Annotated in this window: 16 protein-coding genes; 10 read left to right on the forward strand and 6 right to left on the reverse strand. The window is 26.9% G+C overall.

Annotated elements, in window-relative coordinates; translation table 4 throughout:
• The first annotated feature begins 423 nt into the window (after positions 1-423).
• From MYB_RS01840 to MYB_RS01855, 4 genes are all read left to right on the forward strand, one after another.
• Positions 424-1,455 (forward strand): hypothetical protein, encoded by a 1,032-nt coding sequence (locus MYB_RS01840; protein ID WP_022935701.1) that lies wholly within the window; start codon positions 424-426, stop codon positions 1,453-1,455.
• 588 nt (positions 1,456-2,043) lie between these two features.
• Positions 2,044-3,084 (forward strand): hypothetical protein, encoded by a 1,041-nt coding sequence (locus tag MYB_RS01845; RefSeq protein ID WP_022935700.1) that lies wholly within the window; start codon positions 2,044-2,046, stop codon positions 3,082-3,084.
• 297 nt (positions 3,085-3,381) lie between these two features.
• Complete coding sequence (locus MYB_RS01850; RefSeq protein WP_025279629.1) at positions 3,382-4,233, forward strand: hypothetical protein; 852 nt, start codon at positions 3,382-3,384, stop codon at positions 4,231-4,233.
• A gap of 718 nt (positions 4,234-4,951) precedes the next feature.
• Entirely contained in the window at positions 4,952-6,190 is a 1,239-nt protein-coding gene (locus MYB_RS01855; protein WP_022935465.1) for a hypothetical protein, read from the forward strand.
• Positions 6,191-7,034: 844 nt separating this feature from the next.
• On the opposite strand, the gene MYB_RS01860 is transcribed toward MYB_RS01855, so the two are convergent.
• The 5 genes from MYB_RS01860 to MYB_RS01880 all read right to left on the reverse strand — a co-directional run bounded on the left by MYB_RS01860 (position 7,035) and on the right by MYB_RS01880 (position 13,781).
• Positions 7,035-7,910 carry an MFS transporter gene (locus tag MYB_RS01860; protein WP_051122435.1) on the reverse strand — a complete coding sequence of 292 codons (876 nt, stop codon included), beginning with the start codon at positions 7,908-7,910 and terminating at the stop codon, positions 7,035-7,037.
• Complete coding sequence (locus MYB_RS01865) at positions 7,894-9,528, reverse strand: zinc-binding metallopeptidase family protein (protein WP_022935464.1); 1,635 nt, start codon at positions 9,526-9,528, stop codon at positions 7,894-7,896. The genes MYB_RS01860 and MYB_RS01865 overlap by 17 nt, the downstream gene beginning before the upstream one ends.
• A gap of 245 nt (positions 9,529-9,773) precedes the next feature.
• Entirely contained in the window at positions 9,774-10,097 is a 324-nt protein-coding gene (gene hinT, locus MYB_RS01870) for a histidine triad protein HinT (RefSeq protein ID WP_022935463.1), read from the reverse strand.
• A gap of 1 nt (position 10,098) precedes the next feature.
• Positions 10,099-11,649, reverse strand: a complete 1,551-nt coding sequence (locus MYB_RS01875; RefSeq protein WP_022935462.1) for a HinT-interacting membrane complex lipoprotein P60 — start codon at positions 11,647-11,649, stop codon at positions 10,099-10,101.
• Entirely contained in the window at positions 11,649-13,781 is a 2,133-nt protein-coding gene (locus MYB_RS01880; RefSeq protein WP_022935461.1) for a HinT-interacting membrane complex protein P80, read from the reverse strand. The genes MYB_RS01875 and MYB_RS01880 overlap by 1 nt, the downstream gene beginning before the upstream one ends.
• 178 nt (positions 13,782-13,959) lie before the next feature.
• Here MYB_RS01880 and MYB_RS01885 point away from each other — a divergent pair, with 178 nt between their 5' ends.
• The 6 genes from MYB_RS01885 (at position 13,960) to MYB_RS01910 (ending at position 21,607) form a co-directional block, all read left to right on the forward strand.
• Positions 13,960-15,294, forward strand: coding sequence for an HAD-IIB family hydrolase (locus tag MYB_RS01885; protein ID WP_022935460.1), 1,335 nt, complete (start codon positions 13,960-13,962; stop codon positions 15,292-15,294).
• A gap of 20 nt (positions 15,295-15,314) precedes the next feature.
• On the forward strand, positions 15,315-16,262 hold the full coding sequence (locus MYB_RS01890) for a replication initiation and membrane attachment family protein (RefSeq protein ID WP_022935459.1): 948 nt from the start codon (positions 15,315-15,317) through the stop codon (positions 16,260-16,262).
• Positions 16,253-17,143 (forward strand): P-loop NTPase family protein, encoded by an 891-nt coding sequence (locus tag MYB_RS01895; protein ID WP_022935458.1) that lies wholly within the window; start codon positions 16,253-16,255, stop codon positions 17,141-17,143. Before MYB_RS01890 ends, MYB_RS01895 begins: the two co-directional genes overlap by 10 nt.
• Before the next feature lie 97 nt (positions 17,144-17,240).
• The gene (locus MYB_RS01900; protein ID WP_022935457.1) at positions 17,241-18,857 is read left to right on the forward strand and encodes an ABC-F family ATP-binding cassette domain-containing protein; all 1,617 of its coding nucleotides are present in this window, start codon (positions 17,241-17,243) and stop codon (positions 18,855-18,857) included.
• A gap of 10 nt (positions 18,858-18,867) precedes the next feature.
• Complete coding sequence (mnmE, locus tag MYB_RS01905) at positions 18,868-20,184, forward strand: tRNA uridine-5-carboxymethylaminomethyl(34) synthesis GTPase MnmE (protein WP_022935456.1); 1,317 nt, start codon at positions 18,868-18,870, stop codon at positions 20,182-20,184.
• 94 nt (positions 20,185-20,278) lie between these two features.
• Positions 20,279-21,607 (forward strand): hypothetical protein, encoded by a 1,329-nt coding sequence (locus tag MYB_RS01910; RefSeq protein WP_022935455.1) that lies wholly within the window; start codon positions 20,279-20,281, stop codon positions 21,605-21,607.
• 65 nt (positions 21,608-21,672) lie between these two features.
• On the opposite strand, the gene mip is transcribed toward MYB_RS01910, so the two are convergent.
• Positions 21,673-24,165 (reverse strand): Ig-specific serine endopeptidase MIP, encoded by a 2,493-nt coding sequence (mip, locus tag MYB_RS01915; protein ID WP_022935454.1) that lies wholly within the window; start codon positions 24,163-24,165, stop codon positions 21,673-21,675.
• Positions 24,166-24,194: the final 29 nt, after the last annotated feature.

Here is a 24,194-nt window from a genome sequence, read left to right on the forward strand (position 1 = left end):
GCTAAAACTTTTTTAATTTCCTTATTTTATACATAGTTTATTTATTTAATAACCTTATAAATCTGTTATTGAATTATTAATTAAATATTTAAATAATAAATAAATATAGTTTTATAATACTTCAAAATCTATATCTATATATAGATATAGATTTTGAGTAGATGTAATTTATCCTACAATAAAATATTTCAAAGTTAGCCATCTTTAATTAACTTTTTTTAACTTTAAATGTTTTCTACTTTTTTTTAACATTAACTTGACTTTGTCAAGTTTTTTTTTTTTTTTTTAAAATGCCTTGCGGCTTATTTTGAAAAAAGTGGCACAAATTGCTTTTTTTTTTTTTATATAAAGTACAATAACCAAATGCACATATAGTGTGTTTCATATAAATAAATAGTATTTTAAAAGTTAAAAAGGAGATTAATGACTAAAAAAAGTATATTAATTATAGCTGGTTCTACAGTTCTTGCTGGTTCAGTAATCACTGGTATTGCTGTGCCTTTGTCACAAAAAGCTAACCAATCAACTCCAGAACAAAAACAAGAACAACAACAAGATGATAGTAAAAAAACTGGAGAAAACAGTGAGCAAGTAGAGACAAATAAACAACAAGATGATTCACAAAAAGATAACCAATCAACTCCAGAACAAAAACAAGAACAAGAAAAAATTCCTGCATTAACTGAAGAAAAACAACAAAATGGTGCAGAAGCTGGAAGTGGTGAAAAAACTGAAGAAAACAGTGCACAAGCAGAATCAACAAAACCACAAGTAGATTCGCAAAAAGATAGTGATACTCAAAAACAACAAGATGAAGTAGAAGCTGGAAGTGGTGAAAAAGCTGAAGAAAACAGTACGCAAGTAGAATCAACAAAACCACAAGTAGATTCACAAAAAGATAGCACCAAAGAAGAACAACAAAATGGTGTAGAATCTGCAAGTGGTGAAGATAATAAAGCAGCGCAGCCAATGGAATCACAAGTAGATTCACAAAATAATGGTACTGAAAAACAACAAAATAATGGGGAAGTTGGTGAAAAAGTTGAAAATTCTAGCGATGTTGAATCTAGTGAACAAAAGGGAACTGAATTGCAATCACAATTGACTCCTGTTAACCTTCTCTTTAGAGATGGATATTTTTTCTTGAGATTACGAACATCTAAAACAACATTTGATAAAATAAAAAAAGATAGACTTGAATTTACATTAGATAAAGGAAATCGCGAATATGATGAACTAGCATCTGAAATTACTCAAAGTAATCATACTGCTTATTATTTAAATTATTTAGATCAAGGTAATGATAATGTTTCATTTGAAATTACTTCAGAACAAAGATATGGTAGTGATCCAAATGAAAAAGGAACATATAAAGTTACAAAAGTTTGATTATCAAAAGATAGTTCTAAAAAAAATTTATTAAAGACAAACAGTAACACAGCAAAAGTTGAATAAAGTAACATAACATTTAATTTTTTATAACAAATCCTAGAAAATATTAAATCCATTTGAACTCAAATGGATTTTTTATTATCCTTAATAAAAAAAGTGAATAGGAAAAGAAAGTATAAGCTCTATAGTCTTTTTTAGCATTTTTTTATGTATATTTTTTATCCCTTGATTCATTTATAAAGTATAAAAGGTTTATAGATTGTTGATCAAAACTAATATCAATGTATTCGATTATGATAGTTTGAATCTATTACTTTCAGCTAAAACTTTCTTAATTTCCTTATTTTAATTATCGAAATACATAGTTTATTTATTTAATAATCTCATAAATGTTATTGAATTATTAATTAAATATTTAAATAATAAACAAATATAGTTTTATAAACTTATGCTTCAAAATATATAGATTTTGAGTAGATGTAATTTTTTTAACATTAACTTGACTTTGTCAAGTTTTTTTGAAATGCTTTTGCACCTTAGTTTGAAAAAAGTGGCACAAATTGCTTTTTTTTTTTTTATAAAGTACAATAACCAAAATGTTGCATATAGTCATATGAATAAATAGTATTTTAAAAATTAAAAAGGAGATTAATGACTAAAAAAAGCAAATTAATTATAGCTGGTTCTACAGTTCTTGCTGGTTCAGTAATCACTGCTATTGCTGTGCCTTTGTCACAAAAAGCTAACCAACCAACTCCAGAACAAGAACAAGAACAAGAACAAGAACAACAAGTAGATTCACAAAAACCAAACGAACCAACTCCAGAACAAGAACAAGAACAAGAAAAAACTCCTCCATTAACTGAAGAAAACAAGGGACAAGTAGATTCACAAAAAGATAACACTGAAGAAAAGCAACAAAATGATGCGGAAGCTGGAAGTGGTGAAAAAACTGAAGAAGATAACAAAGCAGCAGAGTCGACAAAACCGCAAGTAGATTCGCAAAAAGACAATACTGAAGAAAAACAACAAGATGGTGCAGAATCTGGAAGTGGTGGAAAAGTTGAAGAAAATAGTGCGCAAGTAGAGACAAAACCACAAGTAGATCCACAAAAAGATAGCACTAAAGAAGAACAACGAAATGGTGAAAAAGCTGGAAGTGATGAAAAAACTGAAGAAAATAATAGAGTAACAGAGTCAATGGAATCACAAGTAGATTCACAAAATAATGGTAATAAAAATCAACAAAATAATGGGGAAGTTGGTGAAAAAGTTGAAGATTCTAACACTATTAAATCTAGTGAACAAAAGATAAAAGAATTGCAATCAAAATTAACTCCTGTTAAGTTTTACTTTAAAGATAAATATTTTTACTTGAAATTACAAACATCTAAAGAAACATTTGAGAAAATAAAACAAGCTAGGCTCAAATTTGTATTAGAAAAAGGACTTCGCGAATATGTTGAACAAGCATCTGAATTTGGATATGGTAATCAAAATGTTTATTATTTAAATTTAAAAAATGAAAGTGATGGTAATGTTTCATTCGAAATTTCTTCAGACCAAAGATATGGTGATAAAGAAGAAGAAAAAGGAACATACAAAGTTACAAAAGTTTGATTATCAAAAGATCCTTCTGAAACAAATTTATTAGATAAAAATAGTGACACAGTAGAGGTTCCATCAAAGTAACATAACATTTAATTTTTTGTAACAAATCTTAGAAAATACTAAATCCATTTGAACTCAAATGGATTTTTTATTATCCTTAATAAAAAAAGTGAATAGGAAAAAATAGTATAAGCTCTATAGTCTTTTTTAGCATTTTTTTATATATATTTTTTATCCTTTTTTTGAAATGCTTTACACCTTAGTTTAAAAAAGTGGCACAAATTGCTTTTTTTTTTTTTTTTTATTAAAGTACAATATCCAAAATGCTACATACAGTCATATGAATAAATAGTATTTTAAAAATCAAAAAGGAGATTAATGACTAAAAAAAGCAAATTAATTATAGCCGGCTCTACAGTTCTTGCCGGTTCAATAATCATTGCTATTGCTGTGCCTTTGTCACAAAAAGCTAACCAACCAACTCCAGAACAAAAACAAGAACAACAACAAGATGATGATAGTAAAAAAACTGGAGAAAACAGTGGGCAAGTAGAGACAAATAAACAGCAAGATGATTTACAAAAAGCTAACCAACCAACTCCAGAACAAAAACAAGAACAAGAAAAAACTCCTCCATTAACTGAAGAAAACAAGGGACAAGTAGATTCGCAAAAAGATAGCACTAAAGAAAAACAAAAAGATGGTGCAGAATCTGCAAGTGGTGAAGATAATAAAGCAGCACAACCAATGAAATCACAAGTAGATTCAAAAAATAATGGTACTGAAAACCAACAAAATGGTCCAGAAGTTAGTGGGAAAGTTGAAAAGCATGACACCATTGAATCTATTAAACAAAAGGGAACTGAATTGCAATCACAATTGACTCCTGTTAACCTTTACTTTAGAGATAAATATTTTTTCTTGAGATTACAAACATCTAAAACAACATATGATAAAATAAAAAATGATAGACTCAAATTTGTATTAGAAAAAGGACTTCGCGAATATATTGAACAAGCAGCTGAAGTTGAACAAAACCATCAGACTTCTTATTATTTAAATTATTTAGATGAACATAATGGTAATGTTTCATTTGAAATTACTTCAGACCAAAGTTATGGTGGCAATGACGAAAAAGGAACATACAAAGTTACAAAAGTTTGATTATCAAAAGATCCTTCTGAAACAAATTTATTAAAAAAAGATAGTAAAACAGTAAAAGTTCAATAAAAACATATTATTTTTTTTATAACAAATCTTAGAAAATATTAAATTCATTTGAACTCAAATGGATTTTTTATTATCCTTAACAAAAAAAGTGAATAGGAAAAGAAAGTATAAGCTCTATAGTCTTTTTTAGCATTTTTTTATATATTTTTTTATCCCTTGATTTATTTATAAAGTATAAAAAGTTTATAGATCGTTGATTAAAACTAATATCAATATATTCAATTATGATAGTTTAAATCCATTGCTTTTAGCTAAACTTTCTTAATTATTCCTTTATTTTAATTATTAAAATACATAGTTTATTTATTTAATAATCTTATAAATGTGTTATTGAATTATTAATTAAATATTTAAATAATAAACAAATATAGTTTTATAAACTTATGCTTCAAAATATATATAGATTTTGAGTAGATGTAACTGTATCCTATAATAAAATAAAATTGTTAATAATTATTAGCAAGTTTAAAATAATTTTATGTCAAATAAAATATTTCAAAGTTAGCGATCTTTAATTGACTTTTTTTAACTTTAAATGTTTTTCTATTTTTTTAACATTAACTTGACTTTGTCAAGTTTTTTTGAAATGTTTTTGCACCTTAGTTTGAAGAAAGTGACACAAATTGTTTTTTTTTTTTTTTTAAAGTACAATAATCAAAATACACATATATATAGTGTGTTTCATATGAATAAATAGTCTTTTAAAAAAAGGAGATTAATGATTAAAAAAACTAAATTAATTATAATTGGTTCTACAGTTCTTGCTGGTTCAACAATCACCGGTATTGCTGTGCCTTTATCACAAAAAGCTAACCAACCAACTCCAGAACAAAAACAAGAACAAGAAAAAATTCCTGCATTAACTAAAGAAAAACAACAAAATCCTGTAGAATCTGGAAGTGGTGAAAAAACTAAAGAAAACAGTGGGCAAGTAGAAGTGCCAAAAGATAGTGCTGAAGAAAAACAAAAAGATGGTGCAGAGTCTGGAAGTGGTGGAAAAATTGAAGAAAACAATAAAGCAGCAGAGTCAATGGAATCACAAGCTAATTCACAAAAAGATAGTAATACTCAAAAACAACAAGATAAAGTAGAATCTCCAAGTGGTGGAAAAGTTGAAGAGACTAAAAGCATTGAAATTAGTGTCGAAAAACAGCGAGATGAATATAATGCAAAAAAAGTTGCATATTATGAAACATATCGAGAATCTCTTAAACAATTAGGGCAAGATAATGTTGAACTAAAAACCATAGATGATAAGATTTCATCTACTTCAACTATTGAAGATTTAGAAAAAGCTACCAATGATATTACAAAATTAATTAAGAAAAAAGAAACTGAATTAAATTCGAAATTCACTAATGTTGCTGATATAGTGGAAAAAAACTTTCCTTCTAAAAAAACTGAATTAATAGAAATTAAGTCTGAACTAGGTCAAGATCCTAGTGTGGCTAAATTAACTACTGCTAACAAAAAACTTAAAGATTTTTGAGACAAATTAAGAATAGAAGAAGGTAAAAAAGAGGAAAATAAAATAACTGTTGAAAAATTAGAACTAAAGACAGAAAAGAACAAACACGCTGATTTTAACTTTATATTTAAAGGTTCTAATATGAATTCTCGTTTTAATAACAATCAAAGTGCTAGAGTTCTTATCAAAAGCAAGAAAAATGGTGGAATTGTTTACTTTGATTTAAATATTGTTTACTATAAAAAACACAATATATATGCATATGATGATAAAATAGATTTTTCAACTGATCTTAATGGTCCCAATAAAGCTAACTTTAACAAAGATTTTTGAATCGACGAAATTATTATTGAATCAAATAAAGAAATTATTGATGTACCATTAGATGGTAAAGCTCTTGTGTTCAATGCCTCAAAAGCTATTCAAAAAGATCAAACCATTAAATTACAAACAATAGAGGAAATTAATCAACAAATAAATAGCCAATAAAAACAAATATTTTAAAAATCCAGAATTATTCTGGATTTTTAAATTTTATTAAATAATTAACAACTAATAAAATTGTTAGTTTGTGATATAAAGATTTTTATAGATTATTTAAAAAACCATAAAATCTTCACTAAATATTATAGTTTTGATATATACAACTAAATTCACTTTAAATCTATAAGAAAATTTATAGTTAATCTTTAGTATTTAGCATAATGAATATGAATAATTTCACCTGTTAGATCAAGTAATAATAACTAGCATACTAATTACTATTAAATATAATTACAGTATGTAATTTAAATTTTTAATTAATAATCTAGTCATACATTTTTTAAATTATATGAATAAACATATATAAAAACTACTAATAAAAAATCACATAATTAAAAAAAACATATTTACTGATTATCGAAATAATTTTGGAAATTATTAAATTTGAGTATAACACAATTTATTTACTTTCTAAATTTATTTGTGTCTTTAATAACTACGTTATTCTTCTTTATTTTTGGTTGGTAAATTCAAACCAAAATTGTACAAATTACAATTACAATAAAGTAAGCAACAAAGGAATATAAAGCTCAAATTGTTGCAAGGTAGGTAAATAATAATACAAATAAAGAACTGAATATAATTCTAAAACTTAAAGAAATACCATTTTGTTTGTGAAATGTATTATTATCAAATAATTCATAGGTTAAACTATAATACTGACTTAAAAATAAAGAAAATAGAAACTGTTGGACAGAACTAAAGGTTAAAAATAAGATTAGGTTTGTCATTTGATCTTTTATAAACGATAAACCTAAAAGTCAAATTAGTCCAGATAGTGAAATTATAGTTAAAACTCAAGACACCTTAATTTGCTTGATTTTTTTAATCTAAATTGAATTATTGAAGAAATTAAGGCACTAGCTGAAAATATAATGTTGATATAAAAAGCTCAAGTATCAATTGAAAACTCTGGCATTAACTTAAAGTACTGCGGCAAACCACTTGCACGAGGATAAATAAAAATACCAATTATCATCGATGCACTAAGCACATAAATTCATTTTTTATATGCTTTGTTTTCTGTAACAACTATACTAGTTGGTTTTATAGCATTTGTAACAAATACAGATTTTTCTTTGTGTGTTTTTAGTGATAAGTATAGAAAACCAGACAGTAAATAGGTGAAACAATTAAAAATAATTAAATAATAAAAATCTAAATTTTTATAAATAAAAAAAGATAAAATTGGCGAAACCATAAAACCAATTGATGTAGCAAATGATGAGCCAATATTCATTTTTCACATTTGCTGATCATCTTTTGCAATATAGTAGACTATATTTTTAATATAAATAAATCTAAAGGAGTGTACAAATCCTAAAAGAGAGGATATAGCAATTAATAAAATAGAAAAAATATAACTATTGCGTATGCCAAAAAACATACCAATTAACAAGATTAGCAATAAAAAACTAAGAATGTCACAAATAAGCAAAATTAGGCGGCTAGTGAACCTTTTTAAAAGTGTTACAATTTTAGAACTAAAAAAATAAACAATAATTGTTGGTAATTGTATCAACAAGTATAATATAGAAACTAGTCAAAAATCTCCAGTAATGTGATAAACATACAAAGATGAAGCAAACTTAAATGCTTCAGATCCTATTAAAGAAGTTGCTAAAGAACTTGTATATTTATAAAGGTTGTTACGAAAGTGCATCATTTAAAATCGCAATGGCAAAAAGCATATAAAAAATATTTTTGTTGAAGATTTTGGATGAATATGAGTGGACATCATTTGCTGGAATTGCTAGTGTAAGTGAATTTTCGAATTGAAATTCAGTTTGATCGGTTGAACCAGCTCCAAAATAATATTTAAAAGGAATAGCATAATCATTGAATATTTTTGTAATTCTAGCAATCATTTTTGTGTTAATTCCTGCATAAAAATCTGCTACTCGAATTAAAAGGTTTTTATTATCCCAATTTGGATGTTTTGATACTTCCAAATTGTAAATGTATTTATTTTGTTTTATCATTTGTTTAACTTGTGATGTTTTAGATGATTGTAATTGAACTTCTTCTCTAGTTGTTATTAAATAGTTAATATTAGATAATTTTGTTTTATCTAAAAAATTAAGCCCAAGCACATTAATGCGGTTATCATGATTTCTTGTGGTAAAATAGAAATCATCAAATTCAGCTTTTTGACTTGAGACCATTTGAAAAATTTGATTATTGCTATTTTGCTCATCTATTTTTACTCTATTTCTGGCAACCTTTGTTTGAAATTCTTTTGAATATTTTTCATCATTTATTTGATTTGCATTTATTTGTTTAATAAATTTACCTTCAAGATCATATAAATCATATTTAGCTGAAATTCAATTATGTGTACCAAGATTATAAACATTATTGCCTATAACCACGCCACCAGTTTCATCGCAATGACTGACAAATATAGTTTTATTTTCATTATTTTTTTTAAAATAAAATAAATTCAATGAATCGCTATTATGATCAAGTTCAAAAATGCTACTTAGAAACTTTGATTCGGCTCCTGATAATGAAGGGATTTGATAATTATTTAATAAAAAATCAGTAATTGCTTCTTTGTGATTTAGAATTTTTTCACCAATTTTTACAATTTGTTGTATTTTTTCATCAGCTGAAAAGGCATCATAAAATTTAACAATAATGTCAATGACTTCTTGGTCATCTGTTATTTTCATGTAATCTTCTTTGTTACCATAGTCAAAAATTAACATTTGTTTATAGTTATATTTATAGAAAATAAAAAAACTATTTCACAAACAAGACCTTAAAAAACCAATTGATTCATCATCATATAAAGAATCTAAATCAACTATATTTTTTCATTTTGATAATTGCTCAAGTGTGCGACGAATCTTTTTGTCTCTATCATGAGGGAAATAATCACTCATGATATAAGGAAGAGCAAGAAGTTTTTGGATAAATAATCATTTCTTTTTCAGTAATAAAATACCTTCTCATTGTGAGTTGGTTGCAAACTTTTTATCTAAATATTCGAGCAAAATAATTTCGATAGTTATGTTCTCAAAATTAAAAATGAATAAATTACCATCATTTTTTATAATTTCTATCTTGGCATTTAATTCTAAAAAATTTAGAAAAGCAAGCTTTTTTTCAAAGCTATTTTCAAATAAAATTACATCTAAATCTCCAGGAGCGTTATCGTTTGTTTGATGATCAAGTCAAAACAAGACACTGCCTTTAAGAATTATTTGCAAATTTGAATTTGTTTCCTTGTTAAATTTTAATATTAATTCACTAAGTTTTTTAAAAATTTGTATAGTCATTATGGTAAAAGTTCCTTATTAGTCAACCTTAAAATAATTAAATTTTGCATTATTCTGGTTTATAATTTTCAAAAAATTATTTTTATAATTAGTAAATTAATTTTTTTTATTCATAATAAGGCATATTATACTTTTTTTTTTTTTTTGCAAATGACAAGCAAAAAATTTAAAAAATCTATATACAAGTTTATATTGTATATAGATTTTTTAGTAATTTTTAACTTTTTTAAAATTGAAATAGTCAATTAATAAAAAGGGATGATGTGAATGTGGGTATGAAAAATTTGTTGATTAGCAACTGATTCGTTATTCACTAATAATTTAAAGCCTTTAGCACCTAATAATTTAACTTGTTCAAGTGCTAGTTCTCTTGCTTTAATCATTGCATAAGCTAAGGTTTGATCATCAATTTCAAACAAATTACGAGAATAAATTTTAGGAATTACTAAAAAATGACCTTTTTGATGTGGAAATTTATCTAAAATAGCAATAACTTTGTCATCTTCATACAAAATAGTTGCTGGTAATTCACGATTAATAATTTTTAAAAATAAGTCTTTGTTTTCCATATTAACTTAATTTAACAGTGCTATCTTTAACATCAATTGTATAACCTTGACTTTCAAAAAAGTTTTTAGCACTATTATAAATCCCATTTTGATCAGCTAAATAAAATAAATAAGCAAGTTTTTCTTTAGAAGCATCACTAGCTCATGGAGTGTTTGCTAAAGAGAAATAAAACTTATTAGATGTAGTATCTTTTTGGTAAATTGGTGTAATTTTATTAACAAAACGAATATTAATTTGGTCTAAATTATCATTGACACTTGGAAGTCCATTTGTAAGATTCATTAGTTGTGTACCTGTGGTTGGAAACTCAGGACTTTGATTAATTTGCTTTTCATCTCAATTAAAATCAATTGAGTAATATAAATTAGTTGTTCCTAAATTAATTTTAACAACCGCTGTAGCGCTGCGAGTGTTGCTCCCGCTACTTGGATAAACTTTAACAACACTATAATTTTCGTGATTAATACTTACATCACTAGTTGTTATTTGTGTATTAGTTTTTTTCTTGTCAAATGTAGCACTAAAAGTTAATGGATAAACTTTTGTGGAGTTAATTGTATTATATGCTGCAATTTGTGCACTTGACCAAATTTTGTTAGTTTTAGGGTCAACAAAACCTGAACGAACTTCACCTTGAGATTTTAAAAAGTTTAGGCTATAGTCTAAATCTCCAAGTGGAGTCGAGTTTCCTTGATTATACAAAATTCCACTATATCCAAAAAGTTTAGTTGTATCAACTTGCTTGTCATTTGTTCCAATATTTTCATAAGCTTGTTCTTTTTTAGTTAAAAGAGCATTATTTGTAGCATCTCCTTTACGTAAAAAAGTGTTAAATGAAGTAACATCACGAACACGAAGTTGGCTTAAAGTTGTAATGTCAATAGGATCTTTTGATTCAAATTTTCAAACTTGTGCTGGTTGTTTGGTAAGCATTAGTTCTAATAAGAAAAAATCACTATTTTTTGGATTAATACTTTCATAAGTTTCTTTAAGACCTGAACCAGACATTGCATCTTTGTAACTAGAAGATGAAGTTATATCTTGCTCATTTAAATTAAGCAAATATCCTTTCACTAATAGCATTTTATTAACTATTTCACGAATTCCGGTTGAAAAATTATTGTATAAAGTTATAAAACCAGCGGTATTAAATTTTTTGTTTCAACCGGCTTGTGTTCTTAAATTGGCCAAATCTGCGTTTGCTAGTGCATTATTTTCACTTAATTTACTTAGCAATTCCAAACTGAATGTAGGATTTTTAGCAATTTCTGAATCTTGATAAAAATTAAAAGCAGCTAATGATGCTTTGAAAAAAGCTGAATTAGTATCTTGAAAACTTTGTTGTAATGTTAAAGACCCATTTGGATAAAACTTATGACTCAAAATGTTTTCAATATATGCATTTTGAACAAATTTAGTAGTTTCCTGTGATGCTAATTTTTTGTCTTGTTCAGCTTTAACACCTGCATCAACAATGGTGCCACATGATACAAAGGCTGTGGCTAATGGCAATCCAACAAATGGTAAAATAATTTTTTTCAATTTAGACATTATTTTCTCCCTGTTCCAATTCCAAATGTAGTTTCAAGATCTTTTAGAATTTGATCTCTAAGCTCAACGCCTGGTGTTGAACTTAGCTCTCATTGTTCTTTGGCCATATCATATTTGTAATCAGAATTTAGATTATTATTTGTTACTTGTAAAATATAATCTTGAATTTTTTGATTGATTTTTAAAACTTGCTTAATTAAATATGAATTTAAATAATTTTTTGCAGTTTGTTTGACTGATTGTATAAAGTTTGGATTTTTTTTAATGTTAGATGCTGAATTATCTGTCAAAATTTTAACATAATCTGGATCTTGCATTACAAGTGCTTGAATAAAGTCATTATCAGTCATAGTGCTAAAAATACTATTTAAATCTAAAGTACTATCAATGTTGGAATCGATTAAATTATTTGCTTTTAGTTGTAATTGTTTTTTAATAATTGCATAAAAATCATTGTAATTAGTTATTGTTTTAAAAGCAACAGCATTTAAACCATTTGAATTTAATACTAATTTTAAATTATCATTTATTTTATAGCTAGTTTTAACCCGACCATCAGTTTGTGATACTCCAAATGTGTCACGGAATGCTTTTCCAACTTCTTTCAAATCATTATCACTTAGGCCTTCAATAAATTGTTTTAATTCAAAGTTAATTTGTTTTATCTCATCTAATGATTTACCAGCTAATGATGATGGGTTAGGTAAAAGACTTTCATGATCTTTGAAAATAGATTTTTTTAAGTTGTCAAACAATGTTTTAGACAAAATGTCACTAGATTCTTTTGGCTGAAAACTGTTTAGAAATGATAAAAAGTAACTTGCATCATTTTTGTTAAATAACTCTTCACGACTTTCTAAACCAACACGACCTAATGATTTAGCATTTTTTTTGTTGTTTGAATAATCTAAAGTACTTAATAAAATTCTATCATTTAAATTTTGATTAACATCATCAGACAATCCACCTTGAAATTTTTGAATTAATTCTAAATTATTTTCAACATTTGAAGCATTATCTGATTGATTTTCACTCAATGGACGGTAACTTAATAAAAATTCTAAAGTTTTTTTATCAACAGTTCAAGAGGCATTTGCATCTTTAGAATCAGGTTTGGCATTTAAAGTGAGTTGTGAAATATCATAAAAATAAAAATTATTTTTTAGAGGGGCATTTGCATCGCTATAAATTTCATCAATGATTGTTTTTGGATTCATATATTTTTTGATGAATGATTTAGTTAAAAATGCTGCTACTTTTTGATTTTTATCTTGATCTTTTGCCACAGCACCATTATTTGGACTAACAATTGATGGTGCAATAGCATTTTCGCCAAAAACTAAAATATCTTTAAATAGTTTTTGTCCTTTAGCAAAAACTACTTTATTATTTTTATCAACAATATCAGCTCCTACAATGCGATTTTCAATGTCATCACGAGTAAAACTTGTATCAAAATTGAGCTTAAATCTTGCAAAAGCAATATCTGTTGCTTTAGAAATTGTTAAATTATCCACAGCTTGATCAAAAGTTGTTGCATTTCCAAAACGAGGATCAGTATTTAAATGTTTATTAAATTCAGATTCTCAATTGTTAAAACCATATGTTTTTTGGTATCTAGCTCTTTCATCTTCTAAAACTTTTTTTTGGGAATCTCTAATTTCATCATAAGATTGAAGTTCAAATTTTCGAGAATTATTTTGTGTTTTATCAGTGTTAGAACTATCCCAAGCTTTTTGAAAAAGTTTAGAAGCTTCATATTCTTGATCATACAAATATTTGATTAAAGTTTTTTTAGCTTCTTGAAAATCTTCTTTTTCTTTACTTGGATTTGATTCAAAAATCTTCAAAAGTTGCCCAACTGTAATATCATTTGAACCATTTTTACTTTTGAGCACAACAGCTACATCACTCAACTTGCGAAGTTTTGCATCTTGACCTTGTTGAGAAGCAACTGAAATAGGAACACCAATACCAACACCAATTATAGCCACTAAAGAACCAACACCTAGAGTGGAAAAAATAATTTTTTTCTTCTTAGATATTTTTTTTGATTCATCATCATTATTTAGGTTTGGTTGGTTTTTTGAATTTAGTTTTGCAACTTTTTTAAAAAAGTGTAAACTTTTCATAATTTTGCCTTTCCTTGAACTTTTTACAAACTATTAATTATACAATAAGTTGCTAAAAAACACAGTTTAAAGTGGATAAAAATGCATTTTAAAATTTTAAAATTTAAATTTTAGTAAAGCTAATAAAAAAAAGTTTAGTATAATTTTAAAAATTGCAAGGAACCACTCAAAAAATATAATGAAATACAAGATAACCTTTATTGATTTGGATGGAACTCTTTTGGATCTTGGTTATGGTGTTAAATCCGTTGTATCAAATGCAAACATTAGAGCAGTTAGAAAATTATCAAACTCTAGCATTATTGTGATTTCCACTGGTCGCAAAATGAGCAAAAAAATTCAATCTATTGGTAAAAAAATAAAAGCTAAATACTATATTTGTCAAAATGGTGGTACTATTTTCGATAGCAATTTCAAATTGATCAAACATAACACTATTTCAAAAACTATTGTTGAGCAAATCACAGAAATAGCTTTTGAAAATAAAGCAACTATTGCCTTTGATGATAAAACAATTTATGGCAAGGGAAGTTGAAAACACATTTTTTCTTTATTTAGTGAATTCAGACCTAAATCTAGCAAAAAAATCCAAATCTTAGATGTTGAAAAAATTTTAGTTATATGCCATAGCAGAAAAAAAATTCTACATATTAAAAAAATATTAAAAACACATTTTCTAAATAATCTTAATATTTCTTGAATAGGCAAGGGTTTTGCTTTAGAAATAACAGACAAAAATGCATCTAAAGGTCTTGCGGCTCAATTTATTGCCGAAAAAGAACAAGTTAGTTTAAAACAAACAGTTCACATTGGTGATTCTATGAATGATGCAACTTGCAAAGGTATTGTTGGAAATCTTATTGCAATGAAATCAGGTTCAAAAAGATTAAAAAATATCGCTGATACTATAGGTTTTGGTAAACATCGCGGAGTTGCAAAAACAATTGAGCAGTTTATTTTAAAAAAACCTTCTATAGCTATCATTGGAAAATATGCAAGTGGCAAAACAACCTTTTTAAAAGAAGTGGAAAAGTATGGCTATTCAGTTTTATACACTGATGAATTTTTCAAAAATTCTTACCTGGTCGGTCAACTAGGATACAACGTTATAAAGCAAATAGATCCTAATTTAGTAACAAAAGAGGGTGTGAACAAAGACAAATTAAGAGTCTTTATAACACAATCAGAATTAAATCGTAATTTAATAGAATCAAAAGTTTACGAAATTTTAGAAAATTATTTAAGTCAAAATCATTTCGACTTTGTTGAAATTCCTAATATTGATAGTCCAAATGCTAATTTTAGAAAATTTTTTAGCAAAGTAATATTGATTTCCACTAGTGAAGAGCAAAGAGTTATTAACATTGGCAAAAAAAATGTGGAAAACTTAGCTGCCAAACTAAATAACTCATTAAATAAAAAGGAAATTGCAAATTTTGATGTTGAAATAAAGAATGAAGAATGGAAAAAAGATGGATTTTTTCTCACTTTTTTCCAAAACATTTTTAATTAAATATAAAATAAAGTATCACTATGGATAAATATCACGTTGTCAATGAGCAGTCTATAAGCTGAAGTGATTTGCAAACTGTTTTGTATTTTTATTTCCCTATAATTAAAAAAGATGGTTTTGTTCTTTATCACTACCTTTATACCTTAGGTGATATGCCTATGAATTTCGAAATTTTAGAAAGGGTGTTTCAAATTAATTTTGTTGTTTTTGAAAGTTTAAAAAAAATTTTTGAAGCTTTGGGGCTCATTTCTACTTTTTACAACAAAAAAACAAAAGAATTTTTTATTAAATTGCTAAAACCTATTGGTGTTCAAGCATTACAAGAGAATCAATATATTACACAACTTTTAACAAAACATATTTCAAAACCTTTGGTTGATGAACTATTTGATAAATTTAATCAAAAAACATCAATACTAAAAGGGTTAGAGGATGTTTCGCACAATTATGGAAAAGTTTTTGGCTACAATTTAGAAAAATTGGATGAAAAAACAAGTGAAATTAAAAATTTTAATTTGGTTGATATGAGCGTTAGAGATGCTAAAAAAATGTTGGACAATGTGCAGTTTTTTCAATTTTTATCTAGACGAGATCCGATGCCTAGTTTGAAAAATCACTTTCGAAAATATTTAAAATTAGGTTACACCCATGTAAGTATTAACCATTTTATTGAATTTTGTTACAAAATTAATGGTGGTGAAGTCAACCAAAGATACTTTAGTAAAGTAGTTAATGATTTTTACAAAAATGGTGTTACTAGTGAAAATGATGTTAAAGTTGAATTAGAAGAAAAATATCGTTACAAAAAAGTTACCCAACCTATTTTTGAACCAGATTTTAGTTTTAACAGTGATGCTAAGCTACAAAAATTTAATAAAGCAAAACCAAATAATAGTGATGATTACAGCAAAAATGATTCTGAAACAAATTTTTACGATGACCTCCAAAATGGTAAAGGATGATTTTAATGGGTTCTAATAATTTATCTTCAATTTTGAATCTTGATTTAAGTAAATCAACTAATGAAATTAATGAACAAGAAATTTGAGATAATCCAGAAACACAAGAAATTGTAAAAAAACTAAACATTAGTTTTGAAGAATTTAAAGAACATATTTCCTTATTTTTAGTTCAACTACAAAATAAAGATAAAAATTTGAATTTTACTATTGAGCGTAATAACAAAAATAAATTAATTAGAAAAGTTTATTTTATCAACAAACCAGAAGTTGATTTTCGAGGATTTTTAATCTATAAAGAAGAAGGTTTTGCTGAATATGAAGATATTTTTGAGAAAATCAAAAATATTGATAAATCACCTGATTTATCTAAAATTTTCACTTTTTACAAAAATAATTTATCCAAAATTTTAAAACAAAATAAGTGAATTTTTTGATATGGTGGTACTAGCAATTGAAGAAGTACTTTATTAAAATTTTTAGCAATAATGTTTGCTAAAAAAGAAAAAACTGTTGTGTATTTCGATATGAAAGATTTTTATTGATGAATGTATAGCAAGCCAAAAAGTGAATATTATAACATTATTAGAAAAATAAAAACAGCTGATGTTTTTATTTTAGATGGTGTTAGCTTTGAAAGTTTGAATTTATGAACTACAGAGTTAATTAATCAAATATTAAATTCTAGAAGTTTTCACAATGACAAAATCACCTTCATATCTTCCAATCAAGATATAACTCAATTACAAAACACCATAAGCACAAATAAGAACAAGCTAAACTATTTTTTAGAATGTAAAAAATTCATTGATTTAATTAAAAATCAATCTAGAATGGAATCTTTTGGAGATATTGAAAATAAAGATAATTTAAGTAGTGAAAACTATTAAAATTAAGAAAAAACCATTTATAAAGCTAAATAATTATTTATTTTTTAGTTTTCTTACTATAATAATATAGTTATTTTTTGCTATTTTAAGGAATATAATGCTAGAAATTAGAAATTTATCTAAAGTTTTTGCTGACAAAAAACTATTTGAAAATGGAAATTTGAAATTTGTCGAAGGTAATACATATGGAATTATTGGTGCCAATGGTGCAGGTAAATCCACATTTTTGAAAATTCTTTCAGGACAAATTGAACCAACTTCAGGTGAAATTATCATTTCAAATGAACAAAGAATTTCAACTTTATCACAAGATCACTTTGAATTTGATGACTACAATGTTACTGATGTAGTTATTATGGGTAATCAAAAAATTTTTTCGATTCAACAAGAAAAAGATGCAATTTATAACAACCCTGATGCTACTGAAGAAGATTATCATCGAGCAAGTGAATTAGAAGAACAATTTGGGGCTTTAGGTGGTTGAAATGCTGAAAATGATGCCCAAATTTTATTATCAGGTCTTGGTGTACCAAAACAATATTGAAACCAACAAATGAAAAACCTAAAATCTGCTCACAAAGTTAAAGTGCTTTTAGCAAAAGCACTGTTTGGTGAACCGGATATTTTAATTATGGATGAACCAACAAACCACCTTGATATTAAAGCTATTAAATGACTTGAAGAATTATTAATTAACTATAAAAATATAGCTATTATCGTTAGCCACGATAGCGATTTCTTGGATCAAATTTGTACCCACATTGTTGACATTGACTTTAATGAAATTAAATTATTTACAGGAAATTATAGTTTTTGAAAACAATCTTCTGAGCTTCTAAAAGAAATGGTTAAAAATAGCAATGCCAAAAAAGAAGAGCAAATTGCCAAATTACAAGCATTTATTGCCAAATTCTCAGCCAATGCAGCCAAGTCAAGTCAAGCCACTTCGCGTAAAAAATCTTTAGAAAAAATTCAACTTGAAGAAATCAAACCTTCCTCACGTAAATACCCATTTATTCGTTTCAATGTTCATCCTAGACCTGGAAAACAAATTCTAAATGTCGAAAATTTATCTTATAAAAATCCACAAACTGGCGAAGTTTTATTTGATAATATTTCTTTTAATCTATTGCCAGGTGAAAAACTTGCTATTTTTGGTGAAGATGACCTTGTGAAAACTAAATTATTAGATATTTTGGCCGGCAAAGACCAAGCAACTAGTGGAACAATTACTTGAGGAAGCACAATTTCATTTGACTATTTTCCCTCAAATAATGATAGCTTTTTTGAGCAAGATGAAAATCTTTTAACTTGACTTAGCAAGTGACCGCTAAATAATTCTGTTCAAGAAAATCAAGACAATTCAGATCATAGAATGCGTAGTTTTTTAGGTCGAATGCTCTTTAGTGGTGAACAAGTTTTCAAAAATGTAAAGGTTACATCTGGAGGTGAAAAAGTTCGACTCATGTTTGCCAAAATGATGTTAGGTGAGTCTAACTTTTTAATTTTTGACCAACCTCTTAACCACCTAGATTCTGAATCTATTGACTCATTTATTGAAGGGGCAAAGGCATTTGACTCAGGAATGATTTTTACAACATATAATCGAACTTTGATAAAAGAAGTTGCTACAACTATTTTAGAAATTCGTGATGATTCTTCATTTTTCTTCCGCGGAAATTTAGAAGATTATCAGAAAAAAATGGGAATTTAAGACTTTTTTTATGATTTTCGACACTATTGCCGCAATTGCCTCTGGCTATATCAACCAAGCTATTTCGATTATTCGAATTAGTGGCGAAAATGCCATTAAAATTATGGAACAAATTTTTGATGGCAAAGTTGGCAACAATCGGCAAATTACTTATGGTTGAATTCATAATAAAGGAGAAAAAATTGATGAAGTTTTGGTGCTTTGATTTCCTGGCAATCAAAACTTTGTTGGTGAGCCAACTGTTGAAATCAATGCTCACGGCGGTGTGCTTAACACTAACATAATTTTAGAACTCATTCTTTCAACAGGACTGGCTAGACTTGCAAATCCAGGCGAATTTTCTTTGCGTTCTTTTTTAAATGGAAAAATGAATTTAGTAAAAGCCCAAGCAATTAATGATTTAATTCATGCTCAAAGCAAGTCGCAACATAGTCTTGCTTTAAAGCAATTTCAAGGACAAACTAGCAAGTATATCAAAAACTTAATAACCGACTTAGAATTTATTATTGGTACTATCGAAGTCAATATTGACTACCCAGAATATGATGAAACTAGCAAACTAACTTCACAAACCGTTTTAGATGGTATTGTAAAATTAGAAGAAAAATTTATTACTTTAATTAAAAAAGCTGAAAATAGTCGATTAATTTACAATGGAATTAAAATGGCCTTAGTGGGTAATGTAAATAGTGGTAAATCTTCTTTACTTAATGCTTTAATCAACGAAAACAAAGCTATCGTTAGCGATCAAGCGGGAACGACTCGTGATATTGTTGAAGGTTCTTTTGTTTTGGAAAACTTGTTATTTAAAATTAGCGACACTGCTGGAGTACGGCAAACTAATGAAAGTATTGAACAAATTGGAATTCAAAAAAGTTTTGAACAAATCCAAAAAAGTGATTTAATAATTCACGTTATTGATTCACAGGTTGGATTTGGTCCAAGTGATCAAGAAATTATTGATAGTTTAACAAACCAAGTCTATATTCAAGTTTACAACAAAAAAGATTTACTTGTAAACTGTGAAGATGATAAAATCTATATTAGTGCTAAAAACCATGATATAGATGCATTGCTAAAGCAAATTAAAAACTCATTTGAGTTTTTAGAAAATAGTGATGTTGGTTATAACACTTATCAATTTAGCCAAATAAATAAAGCTCAAAGTGCACTTTTGGAGGCTAAAGTTAGTTTAGAAGACTATGGACCAGATGTGGCCATTGTTGACTTGAGAACATGTTGAACAGAGTTGAGTTCTATATTTGGTCGAGCTGATGATGAAAAATTACTAGATTCTATTTTTTCCAATTTTTGTCTAGGTAAATAAAATTATTTGCAAGTATTTTAAAAACATATTTTCTTACTAAAAGTCTATAATTTCATAGACTTTATTATCAAATACAATAAAGGTTTTGTTGATTATGAAACAAATCAAAAGAATGAAATTAATTATTAGTTTATCTGTTTTTGCCTCAATTGCAATACCAATAGCAATTGGTGTTCCTGTTGGTATAAAAGTACAAACAGATAAAATCATCAACAATTCTATTGTTGAAATTAAAAAAGCAATTGATAGTTCTAATTTTGATTTATTATATACTCAATTCATTAAAAATCTTTATCCTAAACAAATAATTCACAGATATGTTCCTAAACTTGATCCTAAAAACTATTCTTTAAATACTCCTGAAAAAGTTGCTAATTTAGACAAAAAATATTTTCAAAACTACAACAAAAAGGTTGAGCGGGAAGAACAAAAACAAAAAAATATTGTTAATAATGCCCTTTATACAACTAAATGATTTTTAAAAGAGTTGCTGTCACAACCTTTTGCATTAAAAACTCGCTTAGCCATTTTGTCTTTTTTAAACAAAGTTAATAATGGACAAAATGCTCTTGCCATTATTGAAAAAACTATTGATAACCCTGACTTTAGTGTTATTGTTCAAGATTTTTTAAATGCATGAATCAATAGCGAAAATGTGGTTGTTTTGAAATCAAAAGAAAACACTAACACTTATTCATTGCTAGATTTAAGTGTTAAATTTTTGAAAGATGTATTTCAAATTAATTTTACAAATCAAGAATTAAAAACTTTTTTAATTGCTATAAAATATCTATTATTTAAAACACCACAAGTTGAAAATAAACAAAACCAAGTTAATAATCAAAATTTTCTTGCAATTTTATTTAAACAATTAAATCAGACTCAAGAAAATTTTGAAACCAGTGAAGTTAGTTCTCCATTTTATACATTATTTTCTAATATTTTTAAAGTTGCTTTAAATAATGATGTTATCAAATTTATTATTTTAAATTCAAGCAATGTATTCAATCTACTTGATGAAAATCAACAAATTAGCTTTAAATCTAGTTTAGCTAAAATTTTTCAATCAAATGCTGTTTCAAAACAATTTTATTTGTCTTTAGAACCACAAATAAAAGAAATTCTTCCCGATGAATTCAAAGCCCACTCTGATGATGTGACCACTGTAGTAATAGAAATCTTGTCTAATGTAAAAACATATGATTTTTTATTTGACCAGTTACTCACTGAAATTGACAATAATAAATATGTTGCTCTTAATACAAAGGGGATTTTAAAAAGATTATTCAAAGAAAATTCACAAATATTCTTTAATTTTATTGCTAATTTATCATCAGAACCTGAATTTGCGTCTGGCACCCTTGCTTCTATAGCTTTTGCAAAATTAAAACCTGAATTAGAAAAATTAGTTAAGACACAATAAAAAATATTTTAAAAAAAATAAAAAAACTACTTTAAAAGTAGTTTTTTTAAATATTTATTTATTGTTTATTTTTTAAATACATCTATTCTTTGATTTTCATCAAATCCATTCGGGAATAAGTAAGTTTTAATTCCTTTGTAATTTGTGTGAGTGCTTTGAGACAATTTTTGCATTGCATCAAAGTAGGATTTTTTTTGTTGTCCTGCTCCATTGGTAGTTCCATCACCATAAATTAAATCATATTTGGGCAGGTTGTAGCTTCCATAATAATTGTTGTAATTATGTCCGTATGATCTAACGTTTAAACTAATATTAGTTGCTGCTCTATCATCTGAAGCAAAAACCAATGAGTAAAGTTTATCTTTATAATACACACCACTACCTGACATCCCAGTTCCACCAGACATATTGCTCAAGTTGGTCCCAAGACCTCAGAAAATATAAGGAGTTTCTTCAAATTTATGAGTTGTAGAATTATATTTTCTTATTTTAATTGTTCCATTAGAAATATATGGAGTGGTAATAAACAAATCATTTACTCCAGGTAAATTTACAAAAGAACGAAATGAACGAGATCAGGAGAGATCACCACCATCTTTAAATTTTTCTAAAACACTTTTATCTTGACTTCTAGTTTTGTAATAAAGATCTGTTGGTTTGTTAACTGTTGGTGAAAGACTATAAGAAATTAATGTATCAAATTCATCTTCTTTTCCTGTATAGTCTCTTTTAAGTTGATCAAGTGTGCCACTCTTTTGTTCAAATTTACTAGATGGGTATCCTAAACTATAAAGTTGATTTTTACCAAAATTATCATATTGAGTTTTGTCTAATAAATTTAAATCTGAAGTTATAGTGTTAGCAATGTTTGTTTTATCATTTTTGTGATCATCTTTATTTTTGTGTTCTTCATACCACTTGCCAGTAATAGTTTTAGCTTGAGCTTCATTGTCAAAAGTGATTTCAACAACTGCAAAATCCATAAATTCTTGTTTATCTTTCCACAAGCTTTGGTTTGTGAAATCACCAATTTTAGTTTTAAATGGATCTGTTCCAATAACAATTGTACGTGCATTAAGATTATCTTGGATTGGTTGATTGTTGTTGCCTAATATGATCGCATTGTTACTATTGTAATTTTGATTATTGTTAGGTGTTCCTGATTTATCTCGAACTTTTATGTCTAATGTGTCATAAAAGAAATCTTTATTTTGTGCAAATGGAATAACAGTTTTTTCATCCACATTTGGTTTGAGTTTGAAAAAAGCTAGTCTATCAGTGTTATACTGGCGATTATAGGTATTAAAAACACTTTCATCACGGCCATAGACTCCATCACCTTTATCATGATCAACTTGCAAAGAATTTGCAACGTGAGCATTTGTGATGAAATACCATGTTAGTGGATAACTTCCATCATTAGTTAACTTATAATCGATGATATTAAATGTACCTTTAAAATTATCATGGCGATGAATTACTTGATCAGGTTCAACATAAGCATCTACTCTTTTTGTATTACCTTTTTGATACTCTTCTCGACTTGCTCGTTCTTCACCTGTGTCTTTGTCTACAATTTTGTCTCAAACATGGCCGTTTGAAATCGCAATAGAAACAGCTGAATTAATTAATTTTTTGTATTTATCATTTGGAATAACACGAGGCAATCCATATTCACCTGGAGAACCAAAGATTCTTCCATCAGATAAGACTTGTAAAGCAGGTGTTGTAGGTACTCTTACACTTGTTGGAATATGAATTTTACCATTGCCATCGGGAGTTGAAAAACCTCTAAACCACGCATTTGCTGGTAGTGGTTGATTTTCGGCTTTTGCTTTTTGGTTTAATTCATCTGGAAACTGCTTAGTGTTATTTGGGTCTCAACTTGTGAGTCCATCTGGATTGCCTTGAGACGAAATCACTGTGCCAACACCACCGCCAAAAGTGGCATTAAAATAATCTAAATCTTCTTTTGGATTATCATATTTGTATTGATCTTCAACAACTCGTTTGCCATCTTCGCTAAATTTAGCTCTATTTTGACCTTTTGGCTTAATAGCATCTAATTGTTTAACATATTCATTAATTCTATCTTGTGAAATTTCAACAGGTTTATGTGCTTGTTGATGGTTATCTTTTTTTTCTTCTTTAGGTTCAAAAAATTGATCAAAAGAATTAAGAATCAAATTAATTGTTTGATTATTAGAATAATTTGATTGTTCAAGGCTGGATTTCAAAGCTGCTAAGGCATTTTTTAAATTAATAGAACTATCAATCGATGAAACAGCATCTGAAAAATTTTTAAATCCTTCTGGGCTTAAATTTTGAAGCAAAGCTGACTTTGCATTGTCAAGTTTTTCTTTGGTTTGCTCCATTTTTTTTGCTTTTAGTTCATTTGCTTTTGAATCTGATTTATTTTTTTGAAAATCAGATTGTTGATTATTTTGCTCACTAGGATTTATATCTTTTTGATTATTAGCAACGCCACATGACACTAAATAAGCAAATGGAAAAGCAACTGTCGATAAGACTAGTAGTGATTTTAATTTGTTTTTCATTAGTTTTCTCATTTTGCACCTCGAAAAGT

Origin of the sequence: Mesomycoplasma bovoculi M165/69, assembly GCF_000524555.1 — a bacterium.
GTDB classification, from domain to species: domain Bacteria; phylum Bacillota_I; class Bacilli_A; order Mycoplasmatales; family Metamycoplasmataceae; genus Mesomycoplasma; species Mesomycoplasma bovoculi.